Origin of the sequence: Paraburkholderia sp. JHI2823, assembly GCF_038900695.1 — a bacterium.
GTDB classification, from domain to species: Bacteria; Pseudomonadota; Gammaproteobacteria; order Burkholderiales; family Burkholderiaceae; genus Paraburkholderia; species Paraburkholderia mimosarum.
In genome coordinates this window covers 153,809-176,596 of the sequence record NZ_JAYMRY010000010.1, presented here as the reverse complement: position 1 = coordinate 176,596, position 22,788 = coordinate 153,809, and the positions used below count along the sequence as shown (strand labels likewise).

Below are 22,788 nucleotides of genomic sequence, written 5' to 3'. Positions count from 1 at the left end.
GCAACATGAGCACTCAAGCGAACGACCGGGCATTGCTGCGCTCGCTCGGCATTCAGAAGCCGATCATTCAGGCGCCCATGGCGGGCACCACCACGCCGGCGCTGGCCGCCGCCGTGTCGAACGCCGGTGCGCTCGGCTCGCTGGGCGTGGCCGCGATGAGCGCGGAGAACGCGCGCAAGGCCATTCATCAAACGCGCGAGCTGACGGCGAAACCGTTCAACGTCAATGTGTTCTGCCATCGCCCGGCCACGCCCGACGCGGCCGTGGAGCGTGCGTGGCTCGACTGGCTCGCGCCGGTGTTCCGGCATTACGGCGCGACGCCGCCACGGTCGCTTACCGAGATCTACACGAGCTTCGTCGAGGACAAGGCCATGCAGGGCATGCTGCTGCAAGAAAAGCCGGCGATCGTGAGCTTTCATTTCGGCCTGCCGCCCGATGCGGTGACCGCCGAACTCAAGCACGCGGGCATCCGTTTGCTTGCGAGCGCAACGAATCTCGACGAAGCCGCCGCGGCGGTCGAGGCGGGTGTGGATGCGATCGTCGCGCAGGGCGTCGAGGCGGGCGGCCATCGCGGTGTGTTCGATCAGCAGGCGCGCGACGATGGCCTCGGCACCTTCGCGCTCACGCGCCTTCTGGTGAGCGAATTCGATGTGCCCGTGATCGCGGCGGGCGGCATCATGGACGGCGCGGGCATCGCCGCCGCGCTCGCGCTGGGCGCGCAGGCGGCGCAACTGGGCACGGCGTTCGTGGCCTGCCCGGAGTCCGCCGCCGACGAAGGCTACCGCGCCGCCCTGCTCGGCGACGCGGCGCGCCACACCACCTTCACCGCGGCTATCTCGGGGCGCGTGGCGCGCAGCCTCGTCAACCGTTTCACGGCGCTAGGCGAGGATCCGAACGCCCCGCGCATTCCGTCGTATCCGATCACCTACGATGCGGGGAAGTCGCTCAATGCGGCCGCGAAGGCCAAAGGCGAATTCGGCTATGGCGCGCAATGGGCGGGGCAGGCCGCACCGCTCGCGCGAGCGCTGCCCGCCGCCGAGCTGGTGGCGCAACTGGAGCGCGAGACGCGCGAGAGCATCGCAAGGTTGCAGTCGGTGTGGGCTTGAGCGGGGTAACGCCCGCACGCTGAAATAACTTCGGCACACGCGACGGATGCGTGTGCCGATGTTCCGTTGCGTGGCGATTAACACGCATTCAGGCAGTCACAATCTGCGCGACAGCGGGCAAGGCGAGACCGGGATCAGGCAAGTTTTTGTTGGACCGACACGAGGTTCTCCTCCAATGGTAATGAGCATTCGCCTCATATTGGAACCTTCCGGATACAGCGAAAACAACAAGAGCAAACAGAAGCAAGCAGGAGAGAGCGGGCATGCAACGCAAATTCGATGATCTGCAGCTGGGCAGCATTGAACTGTTTTGCCAGGCGGCGGAGCTGGGCAGCTTCACGCTGGCGGCCAATGCCGCGAGCGTCACGCCCGCTGCGGTGAGCCGCTCCGTGGCGCGGCTCGAAGAGCGGCTCGGCGTGCGCCTGTTCGTGCGCACGACGCGCCAGATCCGCCTGACCGATGCGGGGCGGCGCTACTTCGAGCAGTGCCGCCAGGCGCTCTCGCAACTCGTGGACGCCGAGCGCGAAGTCACGGGCGAGCAGACCACGCCGGCTGGCGTGCTGCGCATCAGCATGCCCACGCCCTATGGACACTATCGCGTGCTGCCGCTCTTGCCGGCATTTCGCGAGCGCTATCCCGAGGTGCGGGTCGACACGCATCTGAGCAACCGCAACATCGACTTTGCCGACGAAGGCTTCGACCTGGCGATTCGCGGGCGCGCGCCCGCCGATTCGAACCTGGTCGCGCGCAAGCTGGAAGACGCGGAGATGGTGGTGGTGGCCGCGCCCGCTTATCTGAAGCGCGCGGGCGTGCCCAGGACCGTGGCGGATCTGCGGTCGCTCGAATGCATACAATTCGAACTGCCAAGTAGTGGGCGTCACCTTGCGTGGACCTTCGCCGGCAATGCCAGTGAAGATAGCGATGTGATCACGAGCGGAAGTTACGGCACTTCGGGCGACGCGCTCGCCGGCGTGACGCTCGCGCGTGCGGGGGCGGGGCTGTTCCAGACGTATCGCTTCGTGGTGGCCGATGATCTGCGCGAAGGCAGGCTCGTGGAGGTGTTGCGCGAGGAGGGGGGGCGTACCCGGCCGTTCATCCTGCTGTATCCGCACGCACGTTATTTGACGTCGCGCGTACGGGCGTTCGTGGATTTTCTGGTGGAGCAGCTGGCGGCGCCTGCGGTTGCGCCGCGCGCGAAGCGAGCGCGGTGAGGGGCTCCTACGAGCACGACCAATGCAATAGCCTTCCCGTTGGTCGCTAACTGGTCGTGATCTTCTGAACCCATTGGCTGCGCCAGGCGGGTGCTTCAAAGGAATCCGAAAAATATTGTGTCTCGTGAACGACCTTGCCGTCCCGGAATTCCATGATGCTCACGGTGAAAGAAGACCGCCCCTGGTAAGCGATGGTGTATTCGGTCACCCACAGATTGCCTTCGCCATGCATGCGTCTGACTTCGAAACCCGACGGCTTGCCGGGATGATGTCCGCGCAGGGCCTGCAGATTCCTGCGCCCGAGAATGCGTTCGCCCGATTGGGGGTAGTCGCAGATGGCGTCGTCGGCGTAGATGTCGTGCTCGGCGTCGAGATTGCCGGCTGCGGACGCCTGCCAGTGCGCATTGAGCGCTTCACGTAGGTTCGCGTGTTGCATGAATAACCTCCGGGCTAAAGTACGGCAGCACTTCGCTGTGCAACTCGTCGAGTACGTCGGCGTACGGGCGCGGCGTGACCTTTGGATTCAGCGCGACGTGACTCACGCCCGCGTCGCGCGCCTGCTCGAGATAAAGCCTGAGCGACCGGCTGCCGATGGCGAAGCCGCCCTTGATGCCGCGAAACGGGTAGTCGGACCGCGGGTGCAGATAGAGGTAGCCGCCAAAGGCAACAGGCTTAAAGGCGTCGCGGCCCATCGACTGGGCGACCTCGTCTTTCCAGCTGCGCACGAAAGCATCGAGCTCGGCGGGGCCGGGCACGAAGCCGAGGTAGCCGTCCATGTGCGCCGCGATCCATTCGAGAGTTTGCTGCGCACGGCCAACTGCAATGGCTGGGGTGCGCCCATAAGGCGGCTTGGGCAGCATGTCGAGCCTGCCGTCCGATTTGCCGAAGCGGGGTGAGGAGAACACGGGAAAGGTCTGCTCGCTGACTGTGCGGTAGGTCTGGAACGCGTCGCGAAACCGCTCGCCGCGCGTATCGAAGTCGATGCCGAAGACGGGGTACTCGGAGGGTCTATCGCCAGAAGACATTCCTAACAGGAGCCTTCCATTCGTCAACTGGTCGAGCGAATTCACCTGCTTGGCCAGCAAAAGCGGCTCGCGCATCGGCAGGACGATGCCTGTCGTGCCGAGCGCGATTTCGCTCGTCACGGCCGCGAGGCTGGCGATATATACCAGCGGTTCAAAGATCTGGCCCGCATCGCCGTACGCGGGATCGTAGAACGGGATGTCGCGCATCCACAGCGCGGCCACGCCCATCGACTCGGCGCGCTGCGCCATGGCGACGTGGTTGCGCATGGTCGGGACGGGCGAGTCCGGGTGGGTTTCGAGCGGCAGGATGAGGCCGACCGTGAGCGCGCCCTCGCGAAACACGCGCCGCCACGCGGGCTGCTCCGAAAACACATGTTCGGCGGGCGCTGCAGTCTTCATGGCGGTGATTGCTGACATATCCATTGCGTTTCGCCTTGCGTTTTCCCATTTGCAAGCCAAGCGTACGCACGAACGGCGCTGACAAAAACCACCTGCGATGAATAACAGTTGATACTCGCGCTCAATAACGCGGGGAATTCAAACGGCGGACAGGCGCGCTTTGAGGCGCGGTGACATGAAGTCGAGAAACGCGCGCAGCTTGAGCGGGAGCGGCGTCTGGCCGGCATGGACGAGATGGATCGGTAACGGATTATCTTCCGGCGCGAGCGCCAAGCGCCTTTGCGGGCGCCTCAGGCCGTCATGCGCTCTCGGCGTTGACCAGTTCGCCCACGGTGCGCTCGCGCAGGCGCGGCGATGCGAAGTCGAGGAACGCGCGCAGCTTTAGCGGCAGGGGCGCTTGCCCTGCATGCACGAGATTGACGGGCAGCGGCGCGGCTTCAAATGTGTCGAGCACGACGCGCAGCTCGTTGGCGCGAACGGCGCGTGCGACCTGGTAGGACAGCACGCGTATCAAACCCACGCCAAGGATCGCGGCTTCGATGGCGGCGTCCGCCGTGTTCACGGCAAGCCGCGAATGAACGGGCACCGACTGCTCCGACTTGCCGGAGCCAAAAGACCATGCGCGCAGCGACGCGAGCGCCTCGAAGGTAATGCATTGATGGCCGGCGAGGTCCGCGGGTTCGACAGGCATGCCGTGCTTCGCCAGATAGGCGGGGCTGGCGCAAATGACCCGGCGCACCGTGCCCACGCGCGTCGCGATCAACGTGCTGTCGGGCAGCTCGCCAATGCGGACCGCGACGTCCGCGTGTTCATCCATCAGATGAACGACGCGATCGGTCAGCAGGAGATTGATATCGATCTCCGGATAGTGCGCGAGGAATTCCGCCACCACCGGCACCACGTGCAAGCGGCCAAACGCAACGGGCGCGGTAACTACGAGTTCGCCTTTGGGCGCGGCGTATTCGCCCGTTGCGGCGCGCTCGGCTTCGCTGATGTCTTCGAGAATGCGCCGGCAGGCGGCCACATATGCGGCGCCGGCTTCCGTCAATGAAAGCTTTCGCGTCGTGCGGTGAAAGAGGCGCGTCTTCAGGTGCGATTCGAGTTCTCCAACCTTGCGGCTCACCGTGGCGAGCGGCATGTCGAGATGCCGCGCCGCAGCCGAGAGGCTGCCCGCGTCGGCGACCGAAACGAGGATGGCCATGGCTTCGAGGCGATTCATGGACCCTATCAAATAGTGGAAGGATGAATCTTGATCGTGGGGGATTCTCTTCGCAAATGCAAGCGCGTAACGTTCGACCTCAATCTGGATCGCGGCAAATCGCTGCAACGACCGGAGAAATTCAACGAATAAGGAGGTTGTCGTGAGCGGCTTACCCAGCACCCGAGAAAGTGCAGCTACGCCCGCCGTCGCATCGCGCGGCAAGATCGTCATGATGGCGATCATCGCAGGAGCAGTGATCACCAACATTTACTGCACCCAACCGATTCTGCCGCTGATCGCAGCGGGTCTGCGGGTCAACATCACGGCCGTCGATTTCGTCGCTGGCGCCGCGTTGCTCGGCTTCTCGACCGGTCTCGCGCTGCTGTTGCCGCTTGGCGATCGCTTCGACCGGCGCAAGCTCGTGCTCACGCAAATCGCGCTCGCTTTTGTTTTTGCGGCGACCTCGGCGGTCGCGCCCGGCATCTGGGCGCTGATCGCGGCCTCGTTTGCACTCGGCATCGTGAGTTGCGTGCCACAGCAGCTTGTTCCGTTTGCCGCCGTCATGTCGCTGCCGGGCGAGCGCGGGCGTAACGTCGGCACCGTCGTAAGCGGCATCATGATCGGCATCCTGGTCGGCCGCACGATCGCGGGGGTGATCGGCGCGGCGTGGGGGTGGCGCGCGGTGTACGGCGCGGAAGCCGCGTTCATGGTGCCCGTCTTCATCGCGGCCGCTGCGCTGCTGCCGAAGGGCGTGCCTTCCACGAATCTTTCGTATGGGCGTCTGCTCGCTTCGCTCTGGCCGCTCGTTCGCGACAATCGTCCGATTCGCGAATCGATGATCATCCAGGCGTTGCTGTGGGCCTGTTTCAACGCCTTCTGGGTCAATCTTGCCGCGCTGCTCAAGAGCGGACCGTGGCATCTCGGCAGCGCTTGGGCGGGCGGCTTCGGCATCATCGGCGCGGCCGGTGCATTCGCCGCCTCGCTGGGCGGCAATGCGACCGACCGCGTGGGCTTCCGCAAGGTCATCGGCGCCAGTATCGGCATTGCGACGCTTGCGTACGTGCTTCTCTCCGGCGCGGCCACGTCGCTCGCGCTGCTGATCGTGGGCGTGATCGTGCTCGATATCGGCGTGCAGTCCGGTCTTGTTTCGAACCAGACCCGCGCCTTCTCGGTCGATCCGAAAGCGCAAGGGCGCATCAACAGCCTCTATATGACGGCCACCTTTTTCGGCGGCGCAGTCGGTGCGACCGTCAGCGGCTGGCTCATGAGCCGCTTTGGCTGGTCGGGCATCGTGGCCTTCGGTGTCGCACTTGGGATCGTGGCTGCCGCCATCCACTGGATCGGCGCGCCTCGCGAGTCCGCGGGCCGGATCCCATCAAACGCAGATTGATTCAAGGCATCGAGCATCTGCTTGCTGGAGCCCACCGCGGTTAGGGGCGATGCCAGCTTCAAAGAAGCGCGACGCAGTGTCATCTCGCTGCGCACGCGGCAACTCGATGCGAATGTCGACCTCATTCACGCGCTCGGCGACGGCTGGACCACGGATGACCTGAAGGCCGGTTGAACCCAACACATCAAGGAGAGCAACGTCATGAACCTGCTTGACATGATCGATTTCCCGAGCAATCTGCGCGAGCTGGATGAGCGCGAGCTTCAGCGCGTCGTGGACGAGGTTCGGGAGTTCGTGATCGAAAGCGTTTCGAGTACCGGCGGGCACCTGGCATCGAACCTCGGTGTCGTGGAGTTGTCGGTTGCCCTTCACTATGTATTCGACACGCCGCACGATCGACTGGTGTGGGACGTGGGGCATCAATGCTACCCGCGGGGTCCTGCGCAGCGCTGCCGCTGGCGATCATTCTGAATGACAACCGCATGTCGATTTCACCGGCGGTAGGCGGACTGAATGCATCACGCCCGCAATGAGCGAAGGGTCCTGCTTGACCGGATTCGAACGTCGTTATCCCGATCGCTACATCGACGTGGGCATTGCGGAACAGCACGCCGTCACGCTGGCGGCCGGCCTCGCCGTCGAGGGAATGAGGCCCGTCGTCGCCATCTACTCGACGTTTCTTCAGCGCGGCTACGACCAGCTGATTCACGACGTCGCGCTGCAGAATCTGCCAGTGTTGTTCGCGCTCGATCGCGCGGGAATTGCCGGGGGGCGATGGTGCCACGCATCTCGGTGCGTTCGACATCGCGGCCCTGCGTTGCGTGCCGAATAGGGTGGTGATGACCCCGTCCGACGAAAGGGAATGCTATCGCATGCTGAACACCGGCCTTGCGTGGCCTGGACCGTGCGCCGTGCGCTGACGGTTGCCAACGAGCACGAGGTGATCGTGACACTCGAAGAAGGCACCGTGCTCGGCGGAGCGGGGGCCGCATGCGCCGAACGGATCGCGGCGGAAGGGTGGGCCGTACGCATGCTGCGGCTCGGACTTCCTGACTCATTCGTCCCGCACGGCGACCGTGAAGAACTGCTCCGGTTGAATGGTCTGGGAGTCGCTGGTGTGCGGGAATCGGTCCGGGCGTTTACCGAAGCGGTAGACCTGCTCGACCCGGTTGAATGACCGCCTCGTGCCGCAGGTATGGGTTACGCGATGTAAAGAGTGAATTGAGGCGCACCTGGTTGGTGGCATGGGACGTTGATCCTATAGTTATCGAGACTGGTTATCCAGACAGAGAGGTGGAAAATGAAGTTCGCCATGAAAACTGAAATCCGCACGGAGGATCTCGCGACGATCGTGCATGCGATGAAGTCCGTGGACGCCGACGCGAAAGTCGATGTCGATGTTGGCGCGCAAACCGTGAGCGTCGATTCGTGGTTGATGCCCGAGGAGTTTCTCGTTGCGTTCTACGACGAGGACATGGACGTGGGCATTGCCGAATGGTAGGAACGGTCAGCCGTCAGCCGCGGTGTCCTGGATGTGACGCATCCTGGCCCACAAACAACCAGATTGCTGACGCGCGCCGGTTCGATCGTTGTCAGAATCCTTGGAACCCTTTCTCACGGTTTTTCCAGACGCACGTCAAAAGAGTGCCGGGTGGACTGTGCTTCATGCGGAGAACCCGCTGAAGCCGTCGTCCACGAGCTGGTAGGGGACATACGCTGTTCTTGAGTCGGAAGGGAAATGATTTCCGTTGTGTTGGCCGCTGATCGCATCAGCGCCCGTTTCCGTGCGAATCAGGTATGACCCAGAATCCGAAGATTGCTCCAGAAAGCTCCCGGAAAGCGCCGCTTCCCGGCGAGCCGATGTCGGGCGCCGACATCATCTTGCACGTACTTAGCGAACAGGGTGTCGATACCGTGTTCGGCTATAGCGGCGGCGCGATCCTGCCGACCTACGACGCGGTGTTTCGTTTCAACGAACTGCACGCCGACGAGCCCGAGCGTCAGATCAACCTTGTCGTACCCGCCAACGAACAGACCGCGGGTTTCATGGCTGCGGGGTACGCACGCGCGAGCGGAAGGGTCGGCGTGTTCATGGTGACGTCGGGTCCCGGCGCGACCAATGCGGTCACGCCGATTGCCGACTGCAATGGTGATTCAGTCCCGGTGGTCCTCGTCTGCGGGCAGGTGCCGCGCGCCGCGATTGGCAGCGACGCGTTCCAGGAAGCGCCCGTGTTCAACATCATGTCGGCGTGCGCCAAACAGGTCTTTCTGGTGACCGATCCGGACAAGCTCGAACAGACGCTGCGCACGGCCTTCGAAGTCGCGCGCACCGGCCGCCCCGGGCCGGTGGTGGTGGATGTGCCCAAAGACATCCAGAACTGGACTGGCACCTGGCAGGGGCACGGAACCTTGGCATTTCGCGGCTACTCCGAGCGTCTTCGCAAGGTGGCGAAGGGCGCGCGTCTCGAAGCAAGCAAGCGCGATGAATTCTTCGAACTGCTGGCGCAAAGCAAGCGCCCGCTGCTGTATGCAGGCGGGGGCATCATGACGGCCGGCGCAACGGCGGAGTTGCGCCAGTTCGCCGAGCGCTACCGCATTCCCGTGGTGAACACGTTGATGGGGCTCGGCACGATATCCGTGAAGCACGAACTGGGACTCGGCATGCTGGGCATGCACGGCGCGGCCTGCGCGAATTATGCAGTGGAAGATTGCGACTTCCTGATTGCCGTGGGCGCGCGATTCGACGATCGCGTCGCCGGCGGCCGCCCGCACGCCTTTGCGCCGCGAGCGCGCCATGTCGCGCACATCGATATCGACGAAGCGGAGATCAACAAGGTGAAGCGCGCGCACTGGACTCACGTGGGCGACGCGAAGGACGCGTTGCTTTCGCTGATGCAGCACGAAGCGCACATACAGGCACCCCTGGCGTGGCTCGATCACATCAAGGAGTTGAAGCAGCGCTACGGCATGAATTATGACCGTGCCAGCCCGCTCATCCAGCCACAGTTCGTGGTGGAAAAGCTGAGCGAGATTACCGGCGGCCGGGCTATCGTCACCACGGGCGTGGGTCAGCACCAGATGTGGGCCGCGCAGTTCTTCGACTTCGTCGAGCCGCGTAGCTTTCTCACCTCGGGCAGCATGGGGACGATGGGCTTTGGCCTGCCCGCTGCGATCGGCGCCCAGATGGGCCGCCCGGATGCTCTCGTGATCGACATCGACGGTGACGGCAGCATGCGCATGAATATCGGCGATCTGGAGACCGCGACCACATATGGCGTGCCGGTCAAAGTGCTGCTGTTCAACAACGCCGGTGACGGGATGATCCGGCAGTGGCAGCGTCTCTTCTACGACGGGCGGCTGTGCGTGAGCGACAAGTCGTTGCATCGCAAGGACTTTGTCATGGCCGCGCGCGCCGACGGGTTCGAGTTCGCGCAGCGCGTGGAGATCCTGAGCGAGGTCGAGGAAAAGCTCCGGGCTTTCGTGGCGTTTGATGGTCCCGCTTTCCTCGAGGTCATGATCGATCAGGATGCCGATGTGTTTCCGATGGTCGGACCCGGCATGAGCTATTCGGACATGATCACGGGCCCGTTCATCCCGTCGAGGGATGGCGAGGAGTCTGGGCACACGCGTGCGGGTCATCAAAGCGCTTCGGACATGTTCTAGGCCGGTACAACGCGCCAGTCGGCTCGTGCGGCGCATTTCGTCTTTCCGCCATGTAACAAAAGAAGTTCTGGCGGTGGCGTTTATCGAGTCCGGCCTCAACCCTATAGTGACTCTGATGGCAGCGAGCGATGCGGGGCATGGGGTCCTGCGGGCTCCGCGTTGTCTTTTCATGTGAGCGAGCAGGAATGAAACTGATATATGTTGGCGACCCGATGTGTTCGTGGTGCTATGGCTTTGGCAAGGAGCTTTCGGCGCTCGTCGCGCGCGTGCCGGACCTGAAGCTGGAAATCGTGGTCGGCGGGATTCGCGCGGGCGCGACCGATGTGCTCGACGCAACCGGCAAGCGCTTCCGGCTACAGCACTGGCAGCGCGTGGAGGCGCTGAGCGGCTTGCCGTTCAACCGCGAAGCGTTCATGGCGCGCGAGGGATTCGTCTACGATACCGAGCCCGTGTGCCGGGCCGTCGTGGCGGCGCGCCGCTTCGCCAGCGGTGACGCCTTGCTTGCGGTGTTCCGTGCGCTGCAGAACGGCTTCTATGTGGAAGGGCTGGATACGACCGACGGTCGCGTGTTGAGCGATATCGCCGCAACGGCGCTGGATGTCGTTGGCGTTCAGGTGAGCGCAGACGCGTTCTACCGGGCTTGGGCAGCAGCGGAAACGAAGGAGGAGACGCAGCGCGATTTTGCCCGTGCGCGAGCGCTTGGCGTCGCGTCGTTTCCGACCTTGCTGCTTGAAGAACAAGGCCGGACGTACGCCTTGCATGCGGGCTATGCGAGCGTCACCGCGCTCGAAGAAAGGCTCAATGAACTCGAGGGGCCGCTTGCCTGATCGTTGTTGTTCCGCGCTGTTCGAAGCGGGCTGCGCAAGCGATTGCACGGCCCGCTTTGACTTTCTGGACCTACGCTTGAATCCATAAGGAGTGTCATGCAATGAACGATAGCAACGAAATCGTCGAACTCGTCCAGCGCTATTTCGACGCCACCTGGCGCGGCGATGTGGAGCAGTTGAGAACGGTGTTCGACGCGCGCGCGATCGTGGCGGGGGAGGTGAATGGCCGGCCCTACTACAAGACGATCGATGAGTATCTTGTGGGCGTCGCAGACAGGCAATCGCCGGCCGAACTGGGTGAGCCGGTCGAAACGGAACTGCTGATGCTCGATGTTCAAAAAAACATCGCAACGGCGAAACTGCGCGTGCGGATGCTGGGTTTCAATTACTACAACTATTTCTCGATGGTGCGCCAGCGCGACACATGGCTCGTCATCACGAAGACGCTGACCAACGTGGCATAAGCGGCCCCCCGCGCCCGCGCCCCGACGAGCCATCGAGCCCGGGGGCGCGGGCTGCTCGTGCGCTTAGTGACCGGCGCTCTGGCCGCCGTCCACGTGCAGGATCTCGCCCGTCACGAACGGTGCCGAGTCGAGATAGAGAATCGCATTGACGATGTCGCTCATTTCGCCCATGTGGCCGACCGGATGCATCGCGCCGAGCGCGGCGTGCGTTTCGGGAGCATGCATTGGCGACTTGATGATGCCAGGCGAAACCGCGTTGGCGCGAATCCCCGCGCGTGCATATTCGATTGCGAGCGAGCGCGTCGCAGCGTTCAAGCCGCCCTTGGTGAGCGATGCAAGAACGGACGGGACTTTGCTGTTGGCCTTGTCGGCAAGCGTGGTGGTCACATTCACCACGTGGCCGCTCCTGTGCTTCTGCATCGCTTCAATCGCATATTGCGTGAGGTGGAAGAAGCCATTCAGGTTCACGTTCAGGATCGCGGCGTAGTCCTCGGCGGTGTACTGCGTGAAGGGCTTCGCAATGAAAATGCCCGCGTTGTTGACGAGCGTATCGACACGGCCGAAGTGCTCGATGGCGGCGTTCACCACGCGGCGAGCCGTAGCGGCATCGCCGATGTCTCCGGCCACGGCGACATAGTTGGCCTCGGCGGCCGGCGTGATGGAACGGGCCGTGGCGACCACGCGATGGCCCTGTGCGCGAAATGCCTTGACGGTTTCTGCGCCGATGCCTTGCGATGCTCCGGTGACGATGACGACCTTGGAAGTGCTCATTGTGTATCTCGCAGTATGGGTAAATCGGCCGGTGGCCGTTCGGATCGACGGATCCGATGGAGATGCACTGTAGGCGCATCGGTTGCGCGTGCGAACACACACCATGGACAAAGAGTCTTGCGCCGCGAGAACAAGTCGCGGCAGGGCGGCGAGTCGGCGCCCGCGGCGATCATTCAGGCGGCGGCCTCGGTCGTGTGGGACTGCTGGCGGTATTGCCGGGGGGTGAGCTTGAGGCGCCGCTGAAACACCATGCGCATATGAGCGGCGTTATGAAAGCCGCAGTCGAAAGCGACGGTTTTCATCGGAATGTTGCGTTCTTCCAGCAGCCGCTTTGCCGCACCGACGCGGACCTGATCCACGAACGCCGAAGGTGTCGTGTGGAGATGCTTCGCAAAGATTCTCGAGAGCGTGCGCCGGCTCACGTAGACTGCACAGGCAAGTTGCTCTATCGAAAGCACGTCCGAAAGATGGTCGTCGATATGGCGTTGCACTTTGCCGATAATCGAACTTTCATCGGTAAGCGGCGCATCGTAATCATTTCGTTGGGAGGGGGCGCTCTGCAGATTGGTGCCGAGACGTCTTGCCACTTGTTCGGCGAGCTTCTGGCCCCAATCTTGCGCGATGAGCGCGAGGCCAAGATCGAGTCCGGCGGCCGCGCCGGCAGACGAAATCAGGCGTCCGTCGCGGATCAGGTTTTTGTCGGGACGTAAGTGGGCGCGCGGGAATTCGCTGGCCATGCGGCTCGCGTCGGTCCAGCGCGCGGCAATCTCCCTGTCATCGAGCAGACCGGCGCGCCCGAGCAGCCATGCCCCGTTGCAAACGCAGCCGTATCGCTTCGACTCAAGTGCGCAGCGCCTCAGCCAGTCCAGCAAATCCCGTTTCGGCCGGACGTGCATTGCGTGAGAGGCGCCTGTCACCAGCAGCACATCGATGTTGGCGCGAAAGTCAGCATAGCCCCACGGCACGCAAAGCTGCATGGCGTTCGAACACGCAACCACGCCTGCGTGCTCTCCAATGAGGAGCACCTGATACTGGCGCGTCTCGCCGAGCAAACAGTTCGCTTCGGAGAATACATCGAGCAGGGCCGCAATATCCATGGCCTGTACACCATCCAGCACCACAATAGCGACTTTCATTTTGCGCACCCAATCTGACCCAGGATCCCGATAGCGCGATAATCCGCTGGAAAAAGATTAGGCGTGCAGCGCCGGGCTGACCATTCTCCTAATGGCTGAAGCTGCATCTTGCCGGCATGTGGTCTCTCATACGCAGGGATGAGCCGTGTAGTTCCCATGCGTGGTGCGCGAAGAGGGACCGGGCCAAGGCGCATGATTTATGGAGGCGCCTGCTTCAAAGGAAGACAGTGCTTGCTATGGTCAAGCGGTGGCGATAAGTCCTGCAATTGCTTACTATAGGGCATCGGCATTTTTTCGCCATCACGAACTTTTCGAAGATCGAGCGATGAAACACGATAGCGCTGGGACGAGAAGCGAACCACTACCGGACTCGCTCGTGTACGTGATTGACGACGACGAGTCCATTCGAGGCGCGCTGACCAGTCTTCTCATGTCAGTAGGCATCGAGGTGTGGGCATTTGAATCGGCTGACGAATTTCTCGCCGTGAAAATGCCCGACGTGCCGAGCTGTCTCATTCTCGATATCCGGTTGCGCGGCGAGAGCGGCCTCACGCTGCAGCAGGAAGCCTTTAAAGAAAGCATTCGATTTCCCATCGTGTTCCTGACGGGACATGGCGATATCGGCATGACCGTCAAGGCGATGAAAGCGGGCGCTTTCGATTTCATGACGAAACCATTCAAGGACCAGGATCTGCTCGACACGATCGCCGCCGCGCTCAAACGCGATGGCGAACTGCGGCGCCAGGCGAGGCTCGTTGCGGGCATTCGTCAAGCGTACGATTCGCTCACCGCACGCGAGCGCGAAGTGATCGGGCTGGTGGCGGAAGGCCTGTTGAACAAACAGATTGCCGACCTCCTGTGCCTGAGCGAGGTCACGGTCAAAATCCATCGCGCTCAAGCCATGCACAAGCTCAATGCGCGCTCCGTGGCCGAGCTCATCAAGAAGTTGCAGCAGGTGCAGCAAGCCCCGCAGAACGCGAGATAGGCATTTGCCCTCTCGCTGCGTGTTGCCTTCGTCAGCGTGCGGATCTCGCCCCGCTAATACGGACTGTCGCAAGAATCATCCGAAGGTGTGATTGCTGACCCCTTGGCGGGTTTGTATTTTGCAGAAAGGTTCAACCTCTCTGCATCATTTCGATGGCCACCGGACCCCAGATAACACCCGCGCACCCGTCTGCAACCATCGCGCTGGTGGATGACGATGAATCCGTCCGGATGGCGCTGTCGAGCTCGCTGCGTTCGGCGAACTGGAACGTCATCTACTATGCCTCCGCCGGCCAGCTTCTGAGCGATGCGCGCCGCTCCAAACCGGAACTCGTCGTTGCCGACATCCAGATGCCGGGCATGGACGGCTTTGGGCTGCTCGAGTCGATCAAGCGATGGAAGCGTCCGATCCCCGTCATTTTCGTGACCGCTTATGTGACCGAGGACGTGCGCGAGCGCGCAAAAAATAACGGCGCCGCCGGCTTCTTTTCGAAACCCGTGGATGATGCGCGGCTTCTCGCACTGGTCAGCGAGTTGCTGAAAAAGTGACGTGGTCGCAGGTCCGGAATTCGGGTGCAGGCGGGTCTGACGCAAGCTCCGCTATGCCGGCCGCTCGTTCAGGCTATCCGCATGTATTAACCGCGCACGCGCCTGCATAAGGCATCACACCACATTGGACGATACCGCCGCAGGGCTTGCGCGCCTACGCTTGACTCGTCGGCCGGGCAAAAACTTGTGAGGTGGGAGATGGATCAGCTTTACATGTTGCGTGCATTCGTTGCCGCTGCGCGGTATCAGAGTTTCAGCAAGGCTGCCGAATCGTTGAACGTGACCACCGGGTCCGTTTCGAAAGCGATCGCCAGGCTCGAAGAATGCGTCCAGACGAGAGTCTTGCTCAGGACCACGCGGTCGGTTTCCTTGACGGACGCCGCGCAATCGTACTACCTGATTTGCTGCCGTTTGCTCGAAGAGCTCGACGAGGCGAACCGGCGCATTGCGATGGAGCATGAGGTCAACGGCGGAAAGTTGCGGCTTGTCGTCCATCCCATGCTGGTGAGCGGAACATTCTCGCGTCTGATACGAAGTCTTCGCGCCAACGCGCCTCATGTGAGTCTGGTGGTGTGCGTTCAGGATCACGCCACGAACCTGTTCGACGGCCGTTTCGATATCGCCATGCTTCCGCCTGAGCTCGTCGAGCAGTCCACCGTGATTCGCCGGACGCTATTGCGCTCGCCTCGCATTCTCGTGGCCTCTCCCGCGTATCTGCAGCAATACGGTGCACCGGATTCCGCTGCGATGCTCGCCAGTCATTTTCTGCTGATCGATCCGGAAACGAGAAAGAAGAGTGCGGGTTCCATCGATCTGCATGAGGGAGGCCGGAAGGTAAGCATAGCGCCCATGTCATTGATGGAGGGCAACGAGGCGCTGCTGCGCGCGGCAGCGCTCGACGGCACCGGGATTGCTGCGCTGCCCGAGACCATGGTTCGCGACGGTATCGATATGGGCGATCTCGTGCACGTCCTGCCGGAATGCACGGTGTCGGATGGCAGCGTTGAGCTATGCCTCTTCTATGCTCACAGGGAACTGATCCCCGCGCGGCTCAGGATGTTCGTCGACTTCTGCATAGAGTTCTATCGGGCGCCCGCGAAGGCGGGTGCGGGTGCCGGTGACGTGATACGCATACCGCGACCGATCAACCGAAGCAAAGCGCTCGCGGTGATGTGATGACGGCTTCCCTCGAGATGCAGGCAAATGAGTACAACGAAGAAGAGGTAGTGATGTCTTATGTATTGCACAACTGGATATTCGTTGGCAGTACTGCTTATGACGAGTACACCTTCGTTCCTTGGCTCAACAGGAACGTCTACCGCCGCACGGTGGATTTGAGCCGTGTTTGCCTGCTGTGAGCGTCGCCGCGTACTGCGCAAGCCGGCTCCTCGATGCTCCCACGAAATGGAAGGATTATTCCCGTGATCGTGGGATTCTCTTGGTCAATGAAAGTGATTAATCTGGCCAGGCTGTTTCCCGGAGGCGTCGCCTCCATCACCTTGCTGGAGTTTGAAATGAAATTGCTTACTGCTGTCCTTTTTGCCTGTTCGCTGTCGGCCAGCTTCGCTGTCCACGCCGAATCCCTCGCTCCGGTGCATGCGGATGCGCAACAAATGGCCCAGGCGAACACGTCCCAGGCGGGTACGTATCAGGCGCCGCGGCGTCCGGCTACGACGCCGGCACGGGACGCCAATACCTGTGTGGGTCCGGCGAGTTTCTGCAACCTGTTCTTTGGCAGTTAAGGTAGCTATGGGTTGGCGCTACGCGCATCGATCGCGATCAGGTACACACATCGGGAGGAATGAGCAGTCGCTTTACCCCGTCCAGGTGTGCGGCACGGCAAGCGCCGCACACCCTTTTTCACTAGACGGTCAGCGCGCTGCGCATGGCGATCTGCTCCTGATGACGCGCCTTGTCCTGAGCCTTGGCGTAGTCAGCGGCGGCGGCATATTCCGTCATCGCCTCTGCGCGATGTTCGATGCCGCAAACCCTGGAGGCGAGCGCGCCATACGGTCCCGAGCCGGCAAATTCCGCGCGCTGCATCGTCAGTGAACGAATGGTCTGCAGCGGCGTGCCGTTGAAATTTTCGAACATGAAGAGGCGCCCGCCCCATTCTGAGAGGAACAGATCGCGCACGACGCGGCCAATTTTCACGCGATCGAGCGGCTCGCCCATCGGGCCGCTGTTCATGCGCTCGAACCACGGACCAAGCTTGGGGTCTTTCCACTGTGCGTCGGTTGGGAAGATCAGCGCGCTGCGGCCGCATAGATCGACCAGTTCATAGATCATCGCCGAGAAGTGTTCGAGGTAAAACGCGCGGCCGAAATCGTAGATCAGAATATTGGGCTTGTAGTGGCCGCCGGGCGTATGAAAACCGAGTTCTTCGGCTGCGATCATGTGCGCGAGCGTCGCCTGATGGAAGCCGATTAGCTTCGCGACGCGTGTCTGCACCTGCGGAATCTTGTTTGTGCCGATGTGCTCGGTGATCAGCACGGCGAGCCCGGCCATCAGTTCCGCACGCACCACCTGACGAATCAGCGCGGCATAGTGCAGCCAGTCGAAGACACGTTGTGGATAGAGCTTGGCGTGCTCCGGGTTGCCAATATGGAATACATGGCTCCACGGAATGAACACGTTGTCGAAAACCGTGACGCCATCGAGTTCGTCGCCTTGTGCCGCAAGCGGGTGCTCTGTTTCATCCTCCCGCACTGTGCTTTCACGGCAAACGATCGTCACACCCTTCGTATTGACGGGAGTAGCGGCAAAAATGATCTGCTCGCCTGGAATGCCGGGGCGAAAGAATACGCCGATATGGATCCAGTCCGCAAACGGCACGCCGGTGCCGATGGCCTTGACCCCGGTGACGGTAATGCCGTGCTCATCGCTCTTGACGACGCGCAGCCCAGGAGATTTCGATTGCGCCTCGGGACCGGAGCGATCCATTTGAGGATCGACGAACTGCGGAGCACAGTTGAAGTCGTTGTCCTTCGCGTACTTCACGAAATTTACGATATTCTGCGCGAGACCTTTGCCTTCTGCACCAATGGCGTGGGTTTCCCACGGCGTCGGGTCGTCGGCGTAAGTCATCAGCACGTAGTTGTTCACGTCTGGCGTCCGCGGAAACGAAGCGCCGGCAAGCTCGCGCATGATCGTTTCGTGATACTTACGTTTACGGCGAAGTTCGTCCTTGTTGCGATGGCCGAACCACTGCATCGAACGTCGAATGCCATCTTCGTCGACGAAGGTCAGAACATCCTGGAGGTCTTTGCGATGGTGCAGATCGTAGAAGTCGGCGTGAATCTTTGCATAGCCGCGCGTTTTCGGGTGCGTCGCTATATTGTCGATCTTCTCGTTGCCGACCCATACGTCACGTCCGTCGTTGAGCGACTCGAGATATTGCTTGCCGGTGCGAATCATTCGTCTACTCCTTTGGTGGTCTTGATGCTGCCTGGTCAGGATTGGGTGGGGCGTGTCGTTGCATAGGCACGTTGGCAGTAAACCAGTGGTGCCGCGTCCGGTGATTTCCGCGCATCCAGTACTTGCGCGAAGAAAACGCTGTGGGTTCCCACTTCCGTTGCCGAAGTGAACCGGCAATCGAGCGAGACAATGGCGTCGGCGCGGTACGGAATGCCGTGTTCGGAGAGCTGCCAGCGTTCGTCGCTGAAGCGCTCCGACATTGGAATCTGGCCGGCGCCGGCAAAGAGCTGCGAGACTTCCGTCTGGAGGGCATGCAGCCAGTTCACGGACAGCAGTCCATTCGCCTTGATAATGCTATTCGCAGCACTGCGCCGGTTGACGCAAAAGAGAATTGTCGGCGGCGCATCGCTGACTGAGCAGACGGCGGAGCAGGTCACGCCGGCCTTGCCTGCCACGCCGTCCGATGCGATGACGGTAACCGGGGTCGCGGCATGGGCAAGCGCCTCGCGAAACGCCGCGGAGTCGATGTGCGGCAGTCGATGCACCGATTCAATTTGCGCTTGAGTCATCGTGTCTCCTCGTTGGCTTTGGCTTTGAACGTGCTGAAAATGCCTGCGAGGCTGGGCGTATTGGCGGAATTCCAATGGTGCCCTCGGGATTACCCGGTGCCCAGCGGCTCTTCGGTTTGAGCTAAATTACACCGACCCAACCCACAGCTCTATGGATGACGCGTCATGGACACTATTCCGCAGCGGAATGAGGCGGATCTCGACTTTCATCACCTGCAGGTTTTCGATGTGTTGATGACAGAGCACAGCATCACGAAAGCCGCGCATGTGCTCAACGTCACGCAGCCGGCGCTGAGCAAGACGCTCGCGCGCCTGCGCCTCTATTTCGGCGACCCGCTCTTCATTCGCGTGTCGATGCGCATGGAGCCGACGCCCAAGGCGCTAGAACTCGCGGACCCCATCAAGTCGATCCTCGATAACTTCAGGCAATTGCGCTCCTCACATGCTGCTTTCGATCCAGAGGCCACGGAGCGGGTGTTCAGAGTTCACGTGGTCGACGCGGGTGTCGTGAACATGTTCCCGCCGCTGCTCAACTATTTTCGCGAGCACGCGCCGCGTGCGCATTTGCAGGCCGTCCATTGTGACGCGCAGCATCTGGACCTGTGGCTGGAGTCGGGATTGATCGACATCGCGATCGGTTCGTTCCCTTCGCTGGCGACAGGCATCCGGCGTTTGCCGTTGTGGTCGGAGCGATTTGCCTGTCTGGCGCGCAGGGGCCACCCTCGCATCGGCGGCACACCGAGCCTCGAGGCGTTCATCACCGAGAAGCACGTGGTCGTTTCGGCCGTCGGCACGGGGCACGAGCATCTGTCCGTCGAGCGCTTGCTGGAGGCACATGTACCGCGCGAGAACATCGTGTCCCGCGTTCCCACGTTTTCGGCCGCGGCACTGATCGCGCAGCGCACGGATGCCATTGCGACGATTCCACGGTCGCTGGCGGTCGGGCTGGTCCGCGATTGCGGCCTTCAACTCGTCGAGCCGCCGTTCGATTTGCCAACCATTGGGATCGCCCAGTATTGGCATGACCGCGTGCACCGCGATCTGGGAAACCAATGGCTCCGAACCGTCATGAAGCAACTCTTCTCCGAGCAAGATTGCCTCCGGACTATGACTGCCGGTTATCTGGATCATTCGATGGTGTAGGTGGCCCGGGCCCCGATTGCCTTCTATGATCGGCTCCATCACCCGTCATGGAGCGAGATCATGAAGATACAGAAGCAAGGATGCGTGATTTCGATTGGCGTTTTCGACGGGGTCCATGACGGTCATCGGCGCGTGTTGCAGACCTTGCGAGAAACGGCGAGCGATCTTGGATTGCAGGCGGCCGTCGTGACATTTGACCCGCATCCGCGTAGTGTGCTGCGACCGGCAAGTGCGCCGGCCATGCTTGTCAGCGTACAGCGAAGGCTGGAGCTGCTGCAATCGACAGGATGCGTCGATCGTACATACCTGATACCCTTCGATCGGAGTCAGCGGGAGCAGGCGGCGGACGATTTCGTACGAAATACGCTCATCGGGCAACTGGGGATGCGGGCGCTGGTGGTCGGCGCAAATTTCGTTTGCGGAAAGGGTCGCGTAGGGACAGTCGAGCATCTTGGGAGACTTGGACAGTCCGCGAATTTCAGCGTCCATCCTGTGGATTTGCGTCCCGCAGTGGACACGAAACCCGCTTCGTCGACGCTCATTCGCCGTCTGATTCTCGAAGGCGATATGCGGCGCTCTGCCCAATTGCTGGGACGGCATCATGAGCTGGAATGCGAAACGGGACCCGATGGAGAATTATTCTTGCCGAGGGGGATGTGTATCCCTCCTGCCGGACGGTATTCGGTTCTTCTACGTCACGGATGCAACGCGACGCTGCAGGCAAGTGTGGGCATAGCGAACGAGCGTGGGTTACACCGCTGTTTTGCTTCGCGCTCCGATTTCGAACCGGGTCTCCATGTCACGGTGCAATTTCTCGACGTGCTCGAGATGATTCGAGATGAGGAGGTCCCGGCATGAAGCCGGGCCGACGCTGCCTTGCGCTACGGCCAATGCGGTTTCCGACTACGCTGTATCGTCGCTGGATACGAGTGTTGATGGGTTGGAACCATTGGAACGCCGAAGCGATCAGTCCGCCGTTGCTCCAGAAGAAGCGACGGCGGACCACGAACCTGCCCCGATCAATAGAATAACGGCACTAAAGGGCAGGGAGGTACATCTGGTCTGCATCTGCCGCGGATACACCGAGTTCGGCGGCGACCGCAGCGACGCCTTCCCGAACCGCCTCGGGGTTCACCTTGCCGTCACCGGTGAACCAGGGGCGAACGTAACGCTCGTAGTGCTGCTGTGCTTCTTCCATCGTCAACCGATTCAGGAGTGACGCGATGTGCTTGACAGCCACGCGCGGTTGCTCGGCGATGGTCCGAAGGGCACGCTTGTTTGCCCGAACCACGGCCTGAAGGGCGGGATCGTCGAGCGCAATGCGCGAACGGTCCACAGCAATGCCCACCGTGGGGATCTGGAAATGGTCTCCCACCCAGGATAGCAGCGTAAGGCCTTCTTCCGCGGCGATTTGTTCGGGCGCCAGCGTGCTACCCACGTAGGCCGCATCGATCGAACCATCACGTAGGCGCCGAAGATCCATTTGATAGTCGGCAGGGATCCGCTCCACGCACTGCACGTCGTGATCGGGATCCAGTCCGTGCTTGCGAAGAACGATTCGCGCGAAACACCCGGGGGCGGTGCGGGCGCCATGGACGGCGAGTCGGCGCCCGCGAAGATCGTCCATCGATTTGATATCGCCGCGCGCGAGAAACCAGAACAGCGGACGATGGGTGTTGGCGGCGAGCACGGTCCACGGGATGCCGTTGGTCATTCGGGACAGCAGAGCCCGGCCCAGGCCGATGGTCGCGCCGCCGCGCACGCGTTCAGTCGGCCAGACCGCTCCGTCACGGAGTGCGACGTGCACGCCTTCGTCTTCAAAATAGCCCTCCTGATCGGCGACATGCGCGATCAGTTCTTCGTGAATACCACTCCCCACATAAGTCAAGTCAATCGAGAGCATGGGCAATTCACTCCTGTATCAGGTTGATTAGATGCATTGGCGAGCGCAGCGCGCTCGCCGTCGGGTAACGAATCCCGTATTCGCCGGGTTCAGTCCATGCCAAGGCCACCACTGACCGGAAGGTAGTGACCGGTGGTGAAACCCGCACCCTCGCCTGCGAGGAACGCCACCGTGCTTGCCACTTCATTCGGATTGGCAAGTCGTTGCATCGGTATGGCGGCGGCGATCGCGCGCAACCGGTCGGGCGAGATCCGCTCCGTCGCGGTGGCGCCCTCCACGGTGGTCGGTGCAACGATGTTGGCCGTGATTCCATGCGGCGCCAGTTCGAGTGCAATGTACCGGACAAACTGGTCCATGGCGGCCTTGGCGGTGCCGAGCGTGATCATCCCCACACGCGGACGACGCGACAGCAATGCACTCAGATAGATCAACCGCCCGTGACTGCGGGACATCATGCCAGGCACGACCGCTTTCGTTGTCAGGAAGGCGGCGCGCAGTTCGCTGTCGAGTTTGTCTCCGAGTTGCTCCCAGGTCAGGTCGGCGAACGAGGTGATGGCATAGGGCGTCAACGCGTTGTGCACGAGAATGTCGACGCCGCCCCACCGCTGGGTGATTTCATCGACCATGGCCGTGACATCGGCGGGCTCCGTTACATCGCCTTTGATCGCCACCGCTTCGCCGCCTGCCGCGACTATGGTTCCGACGACGTCTTCGGCGAGGGGCGCACTGTTGCGATGATTGACGACTACGCGGTGTCCCTCTTTGGCAAGGGTCAAAGCGATAGCCGCGCCAATGCCGCGGCTGGCTCCTGTGACTAGTGCGACGGGCATGAGATCACCTCCGGGTCAGGGCTGGTCTGATACGCTTTCTCTGCAGGACGTTTTTGCTGATCGGCAACAAAGGCGACCAGTTTTTCGCGGGAATCGCTTCCCATATAAGTCGGATCCATTACTCGAATTGGCAAGATAACTCCTCTCCGGTGAATTAAAAAATGACAAAACTACCTTCCCCTGCGATCCAGAATGGCGCA

The 22,788-nt window shown here is 61.7% G+C and carries 24 protein-coding genes and 2 pseudogenes; 16 read left to right on the top strand and 10 right to left on the bottom strand.

From position 1 onward, the window contains the following. Positions 1-5: 5 nt before the first annotated feature. Together VSR34_RS14360 and VSR34_RS14355 are read left to right on the top strand one after the other, a co-directional pair. Positions 6-1,106 carry a nitronate monooxygenase gene (locus VSR34_RS14360; RefSeq protein ID WP_342962746.1) on the top strand — a complete coding sequence of 367 codons (1,101 nt, stop codon included), beginning with the start codon at positions 6-8 and terminating at the stop codon, positions 1,104-1,106. A gap of 263 nt (positions 1,107-1,369) precedes the next feature. Next, a complete protein-coding gene (locus tag VSR34_RS14355) occupies positions 1,370-2,317 on the top strand; it encodes a LysR substrate-binding domain-containing protein (protein ID WP_342962745.1) in 948 nt (315 codons plus the stop codon). Positions 2,318-2,363: 46 nt separating this feature from the next. On the opposite strand, the gene VSR34_RS14350 is transcribed toward VSR34_RS14355, so the two are convergent. The 4 genes and pseudogenes from VSR34_RS14350 to VSR34_RS14335 form a co-directional block, all read right to left on the bottom strand. Further along, positions 2,364-2,753: a nuclear transport factor 2 family protein gene (locus VSR34_RS14350; RefSeq protein WP_028210879.1), complete on the bottom strand. Its 390-nt coding sequence runs from the start codon at positions 2,751-2,753 to the stop codon at positions 2,364-2,366. Continuing rightward, the gene (locus tag VSR34_RS14345) at positions 2,731-3,759 is read right to left on the bottom strand and encodes an LLM class oxidoreductase (protein ID WP_342962760.1); all 1,029 of its coding nucleotides are present in this window, start codon (positions 3,757-3,759) and stop codon (positions 2,731-2,733) included. Before VSR34_RS14345 ends, VSR34_RS14350 begins: the two co-directional genes overlap by 23 nt. Before the next feature lie 120 nt (positions 3,760-3,879). Continuing rightward, positions 3,880-3,990, bottom strand: a pseudogene (locus tag VSR34_RS14340) (LysR family transcriptional regulator); the annotation flags it as partial. 49 nt (positions 3,991-4,039) lie between these two features. Beyond that, complete coding sequence (locus VSR34_RS14335; protein WP_028210881.1) at positions 4,040-4,960, bottom strand: LysR family transcriptional regulator; 921 nt, start codon at positions 4,958-4,960, stop codon at positions 4,040-4,042. Positions 4,961-5,102: 142 nt separating this feature from the next. On the opposite strand from VSR34_RS14335, the gene VSR34_RS14330 reads away from it, so the two are divergent. The 7 genes and pseudogenes from VSR34_RS14330 to VSR34_RS14300 all read left to right on the top strand — a co-directional run bounded on the left by VSR34_RS14330 (position 5,103) and on the right by VSR34_RS14300 (position 11,286). Continuing rightward, on the top strand, positions 5,103-6,332 hold the full coding sequence (locus VSR34_RS14330; RefSeq protein WP_028210882.1) for an MFS transporter: 1,230 nt from the start codon (positions 5,103-5,105) through the stop codon (positions 6,330-6,332). A 21-nt stretch (positions 6,333-6,353) separates the two neighbouring features. Next, positions 6,354-6,506 (top strand): hypothetical protein, encoded by a 153-nt coding sequence (locus tag VSR34_RS14325; protein WP_342962744.1) that lies wholly within the window; start codon positions 6,354-6,356, stop codon positions 6,504-6,506. A 27-nt stretch (positions 6,507-6,533) separates the two neighbouring features. Continuing rightward, positions 6,534-7,509: pseudogene (locus VSR34_RS14320) on the top strand (1-deoxy-D-xylulose-5-phosphate synthase N-terminal domain-containing protein). 123 nt (positions 7,510-7,632) lie between these two features. After that, complete coding sequence (locus VSR34_RS14315; RefSeq protein WP_028210886.1) at positions 7,633-7,833, top strand: hypothetical protein; 201 nt, start codon at positions 7,633-7,635, stop codon at positions 7,831-7,833. Positions 7,834-8,129: 296 nt separating this feature from the next. Next, positions 8,130-9,995, top strand: coding sequence for a biosynthetic-type acetolactate synthase large subunit (ilvB, locus tag VSR34_RS14310; protein WP_342962743.1), 1,866 nt, complete (start codon positions 8,130-8,132; stop codon positions 9,993-9,995). 185 nt (positions 9,996-10,180) lie between these two features. Continuing rightward, the gene (locus VSR34_RS14305; RefSeq protein ID WP_028210888.1) at positions 10,181-10,822 is read left to right on the top strand and encodes a DsbA family protein; all 642 of its coding nucleotides are present in this window, start codon (positions 10,181-10,183) and stop codon (positions 10,820-10,822) included. 101 nt (positions 10,823-10,923) lie between these two features. Further along, a complete protein-coding gene (locus VSR34_RS14300) occupies positions 10,924-11,286 on the top strand; it encodes a nuclear transport factor 2 family protein (RefSeq protein ID WP_028210889.1) in 363 nt (120 codons plus the stop codon). A 63-nt stretch (positions 11,287-11,349) separates the two neighbouring features. Here the strand turns inward: VSR34_RS14300 and VSR34_RS14295 are convergent, their stop codons facing one another. Together VSR34_RS14295 and VSR34_RS14290 are read right to left on the bottom strand one after the other, a co-directional pair. Beyond that, on the bottom strand, positions 11,350-12,057 hold the full coding sequence (locus tag VSR34_RS14295; protein WP_028210890.1) for an SDR family oxidoreductase: 708 nt from the start codon (positions 12,055-12,057) through the stop codon (positions 11,350-11,352). Positions 12,058-12,230: 173 nt separating this feature from the next. Next, a complete protein-coding gene (locus VSR34_RS14290) occupies positions 12,231-13,193 on the bottom strand; it encodes a helix-turn-helix domain-containing protein (protein WP_342962759.1) in 963 nt (320 codons plus the stop codon). Between the two features lie 325 nt (positions 13,194-13,518). Here VSR34_RS14290 and VSR34_RS14285 point away from each other — a divergent pair, with 325 nt between their 5' ends. From VSR34_RS14285 to VSR34_RS14265, 5 genes are all read left to right on the top strand, one after another. Then, positions 13,519-14,178, top strand: a complete 660-nt coding sequence (locus tag VSR34_RS14285; protein WP_028210892.1) for a response regulator — start codon at positions 13,519-13,521, stop codon at positions 14,176-14,178. A gap of 152 nt (positions 14,179-14,330) precedes the next feature. Then, positions 14,331-14,726 (top strand): response regulator, encoded by a 396-nt coding sequence (locus VSR34_RS14280; RefSeq protein WP_051390821.1) that lies wholly within the window; start codon positions 14,331-14,333, stop codon positions 14,724-14,726. Positions 14,727-14,939: 213 nt separating this feature from the next. Then, positions 14,940-15,902 carry a LysR family transcriptional regulator gene (locus VSR34_RS14275; protein WP_342962742.1) on the top strand — a complete coding sequence of 321 codons (963 nt, stop codon included), beginning with the start codon at positions 14,940-14,942 and terminating at the stop codon, positions 15,900-15,902. Next, a complete protein-coding gene (locus VSR34_RS14270; protein WP_036018409.1) occupies positions 15,902-16,084 on the top strand; it encodes a hypothetical protein in 183 nt (60 codons plus the stop codon). Before VSR34_RS14275 ends, VSR34_RS14270 begins: the two co-directional genes overlap by 1 nt. A 63-nt stretch (positions 16,085-16,147) precedes the next feature. After that, positions 16,148-16,468, top strand: coding sequence for a hypothetical protein (locus VSR34_RS14265; protein ID WP_342962741.1), 321 nt, complete (start codon positions 16,148-16,150; stop codon positions 16,466-16,468). Positions 16,469-16,589: 121 nt separating this feature from the next. On the opposite strand, the gene VSR34_RS14260 is transcribed toward VSR34_RS14265, so the two are convergent. Both VSR34_RS14260 and VSR34_RS14255 read right to left on the bottom strand, forming a co-directional pair. Further along, the gene (locus tag VSR34_RS14260) at positions 16,590-18,143 is read right to left on the bottom strand and encodes a 4-hydroxyphenylacetate 3-hydroxylase N-terminal domain-containing protein (protein ID WP_028210894.1); all 1,554 of its coding nucleotides are present in this window, start codon (positions 18,141-18,143) and stop codon (positions 16,590-16,592) included. 35 nt (positions 18,144-18,178) lie between these two features. Then, on the bottom strand, positions 18,179-18,712 hold the full coding sequence (locus tag VSR34_RS14255; RefSeq protein WP_051390823.1) for a flavin reductase: 534 nt from the start codon (positions 18,710-18,712) through the stop codon (positions 18,179-18,181). Between the two features lie 165 nt (positions 18,713-18,877). On the opposite strand from VSR34_RS14255, the gene VSR34_RS14250 reads away from it, so the two are divergent. Together VSR34_RS14250 and VSR34_RS14245 are read left to right on the top strand one after the other, a co-directional pair. Next, complete coding sequence (locus VSR34_RS14250) at positions 18,878-19,855, top strand: LysR family transcriptional regulator (protein WP_051390824.1); 978 nt, start codon at positions 18,878-18,880, stop codon at positions 19,853-19,855. 60 nt (positions 19,856-19,915) lie between these two features. Beyond that, entirely contained in the window at positions 19,916-20,713 is a 798-nt protein-coding gene (locus VSR34_RS14245; RefSeq protein ID WP_051390825.1) for an FAD synthetase family protein, read from the top strand. Between the two features lie 178 nt (positions 20,714-20,891). Here the strand turns inward: VSR34_RS14245 and VSR34_RS14240 are convergent, their stop codons facing one another. Next, entirely contained in the window at positions 20,892-21,758 is an 867-nt protein-coding gene (locus tag VSR34_RS14240; protein ID WP_342962740.1) for an ABC transporter substrate-binding protein, read from the bottom strand. A gap of 89 nt (positions 21,759-21,847) precedes the next feature. Then, on the bottom strand, positions 21,848-22,588 hold the full coding sequence (locus VSR34_RS14235; protein WP_342962739.1) for an SDR family oxidoreductase: 741 nt from the start codon (positions 22,586-22,588) through the stop codon (positions 21,848-21,850). Between the last annotated feature and the right edge of the window lie 200 nt (positions 22,589-22,788).

Bases quoted from the DNA above. Each gene is read 5' to 3' on its own strand.
- VSR34_RS14360 (WP_342962746.1), top strand. From the start codon at position 6: ATGAGCACTCAAGCGAACGACCGGGCATTGCTGCGCTCGCTCGGCATT.
- VSR34_RS14355 (WP_342962745.1), top strand. From the start codon at position 1,370: ATGCAACGCAAATTCGATGATCTGCAGCTGGGCAGCATTGAACTGTTT.
- VSR34_RS14350 (WP_028210879.1), bottom strand. From the start codon at position 2,753: ATGCAACACGCGAACCTACGTGAAGCGCTCAATGCGCACTGGCAGGCG.
- VSR34_RS14345 (WP_342962760.1), bottom strand. From the start codon at position 3,759: ATGTCAGCAATCACCGCCATGAAGACTGCAGCGCCCGCCGAACATGTG.
- VSR34_RS14335 (WP_028210881.1), bottom strand. From the start codon at position 4,960: ATGAATCGCCTCGAAGCCATGGCCATCCTCGTTTCGGTCGCCGACGCG.
- VSR34_RS14315 (WP_028210886.1), top strand. From the start codon at position 7,633: ATGAAGTTCGCCATGAAAACTGAAATCCGCACGGAGGATCTCGCGACG.
- ilvB (WP_342962743.1), top strand. From the start codon at position 8,130: ATGACCCAGAATCCGAAGATTGCTCCAGAAAGCTCCCGGAAAGCGCCG.
- VSR34_RS14305 (WP_028210888.1), top strand. From the start codon at position 10,181: ATGAAACTGATATATGTTGGCGACCCGATGTGTTCGTGGTGCTATGGC.
- VSR34_RS14300 (WP_028210889.1), top strand. From the start codon at position 10,924: ATGAACGATAGCAACGAAATCGTCGAACTCGTCCAGCGCTATTTCGAC.
- VSR34_RS14295 (WP_028210890.1), bottom strand. From the start codon at position 12,057: ATGAGCACTTCCAAGGTCGTCATCGTCACCGGAGCATCGCAAGGCATC.
- VSR34_RS14290 (WP_342962759.1), bottom strand. From the start codon at position 13,193: ATGAAAGTCGCTATTGTGGTGCTGGATGGTGTACAGGCCATGGATATT.
- VSR34_RS14285 (WP_028210892.1), top strand. From the start codon at position 13,519: ATGAAACACGATAGCGCTGGGACGAGAAGCGAACCACTACCGGACTCG.
- VSR34_RS14280 (WP_051390821.1), top strand. From the start codon at position 14,331: ATGGCCACCGGACCCCAGATAACACCCGCGCACCCGTCTGCAACCATC.
- VSR34_RS14275 (WP_342962742.1), top strand. From the start codon at position 14,940: ATGTTGCGTGCATTCGTTGCCGCTGCGCGGTATCAGAGTTTCAGCAAG.
- VSR34_RS14270 (WP_036018409.1), top strand. From the start codon at position 15,902: ATGACGGCTTCCCTCGAGATGCAGGCAAATGAGTACAACGAAGAAGAG.
- VSR34_RS14260 (WP_028210894.1), bottom strand. From the start codon at position 18,143: ATGATTCGCACCGGCAAGCAATATCTCGAGTCGCTCAACGACGGACGT.
- VSR34_RS14255 (WP_051390823.1), bottom strand. From the start codon at position 18,712: ATGACTCAAGCGCAAATTGAATCGGTGCATCGACTGCCGCACATCGAC.
- VSR34_RS14250 (WP_051390824.1), top strand. From the start codon at position 18,878: ATGGACACTATTCCGCAGCGGAATGAGGCGGATCTCGACTTTCATCAC.
- VSR34_RS14245 (WP_051390825.1), top strand. From the start codon at position 19,916: ATGAAGATACAGAAGCAAGGATGCGTGATTTCGATTGGCGTTTTCGAC.
- VSR34_RS14240 (WP_342962740.1), bottom strand. From the start codon at position 21,758: ATGCTCTCGATTGACTTGACTTATGTGGGGAGTGGTATTCACGAAGAA.
- VSR34_RS14235 (WP_342962739.1), bottom strand. From the start codon at position 22,588: ATGCCCGTCGCACTAGTCACAGGAGCCAGCCGCGGCATTGGCGCGGCT.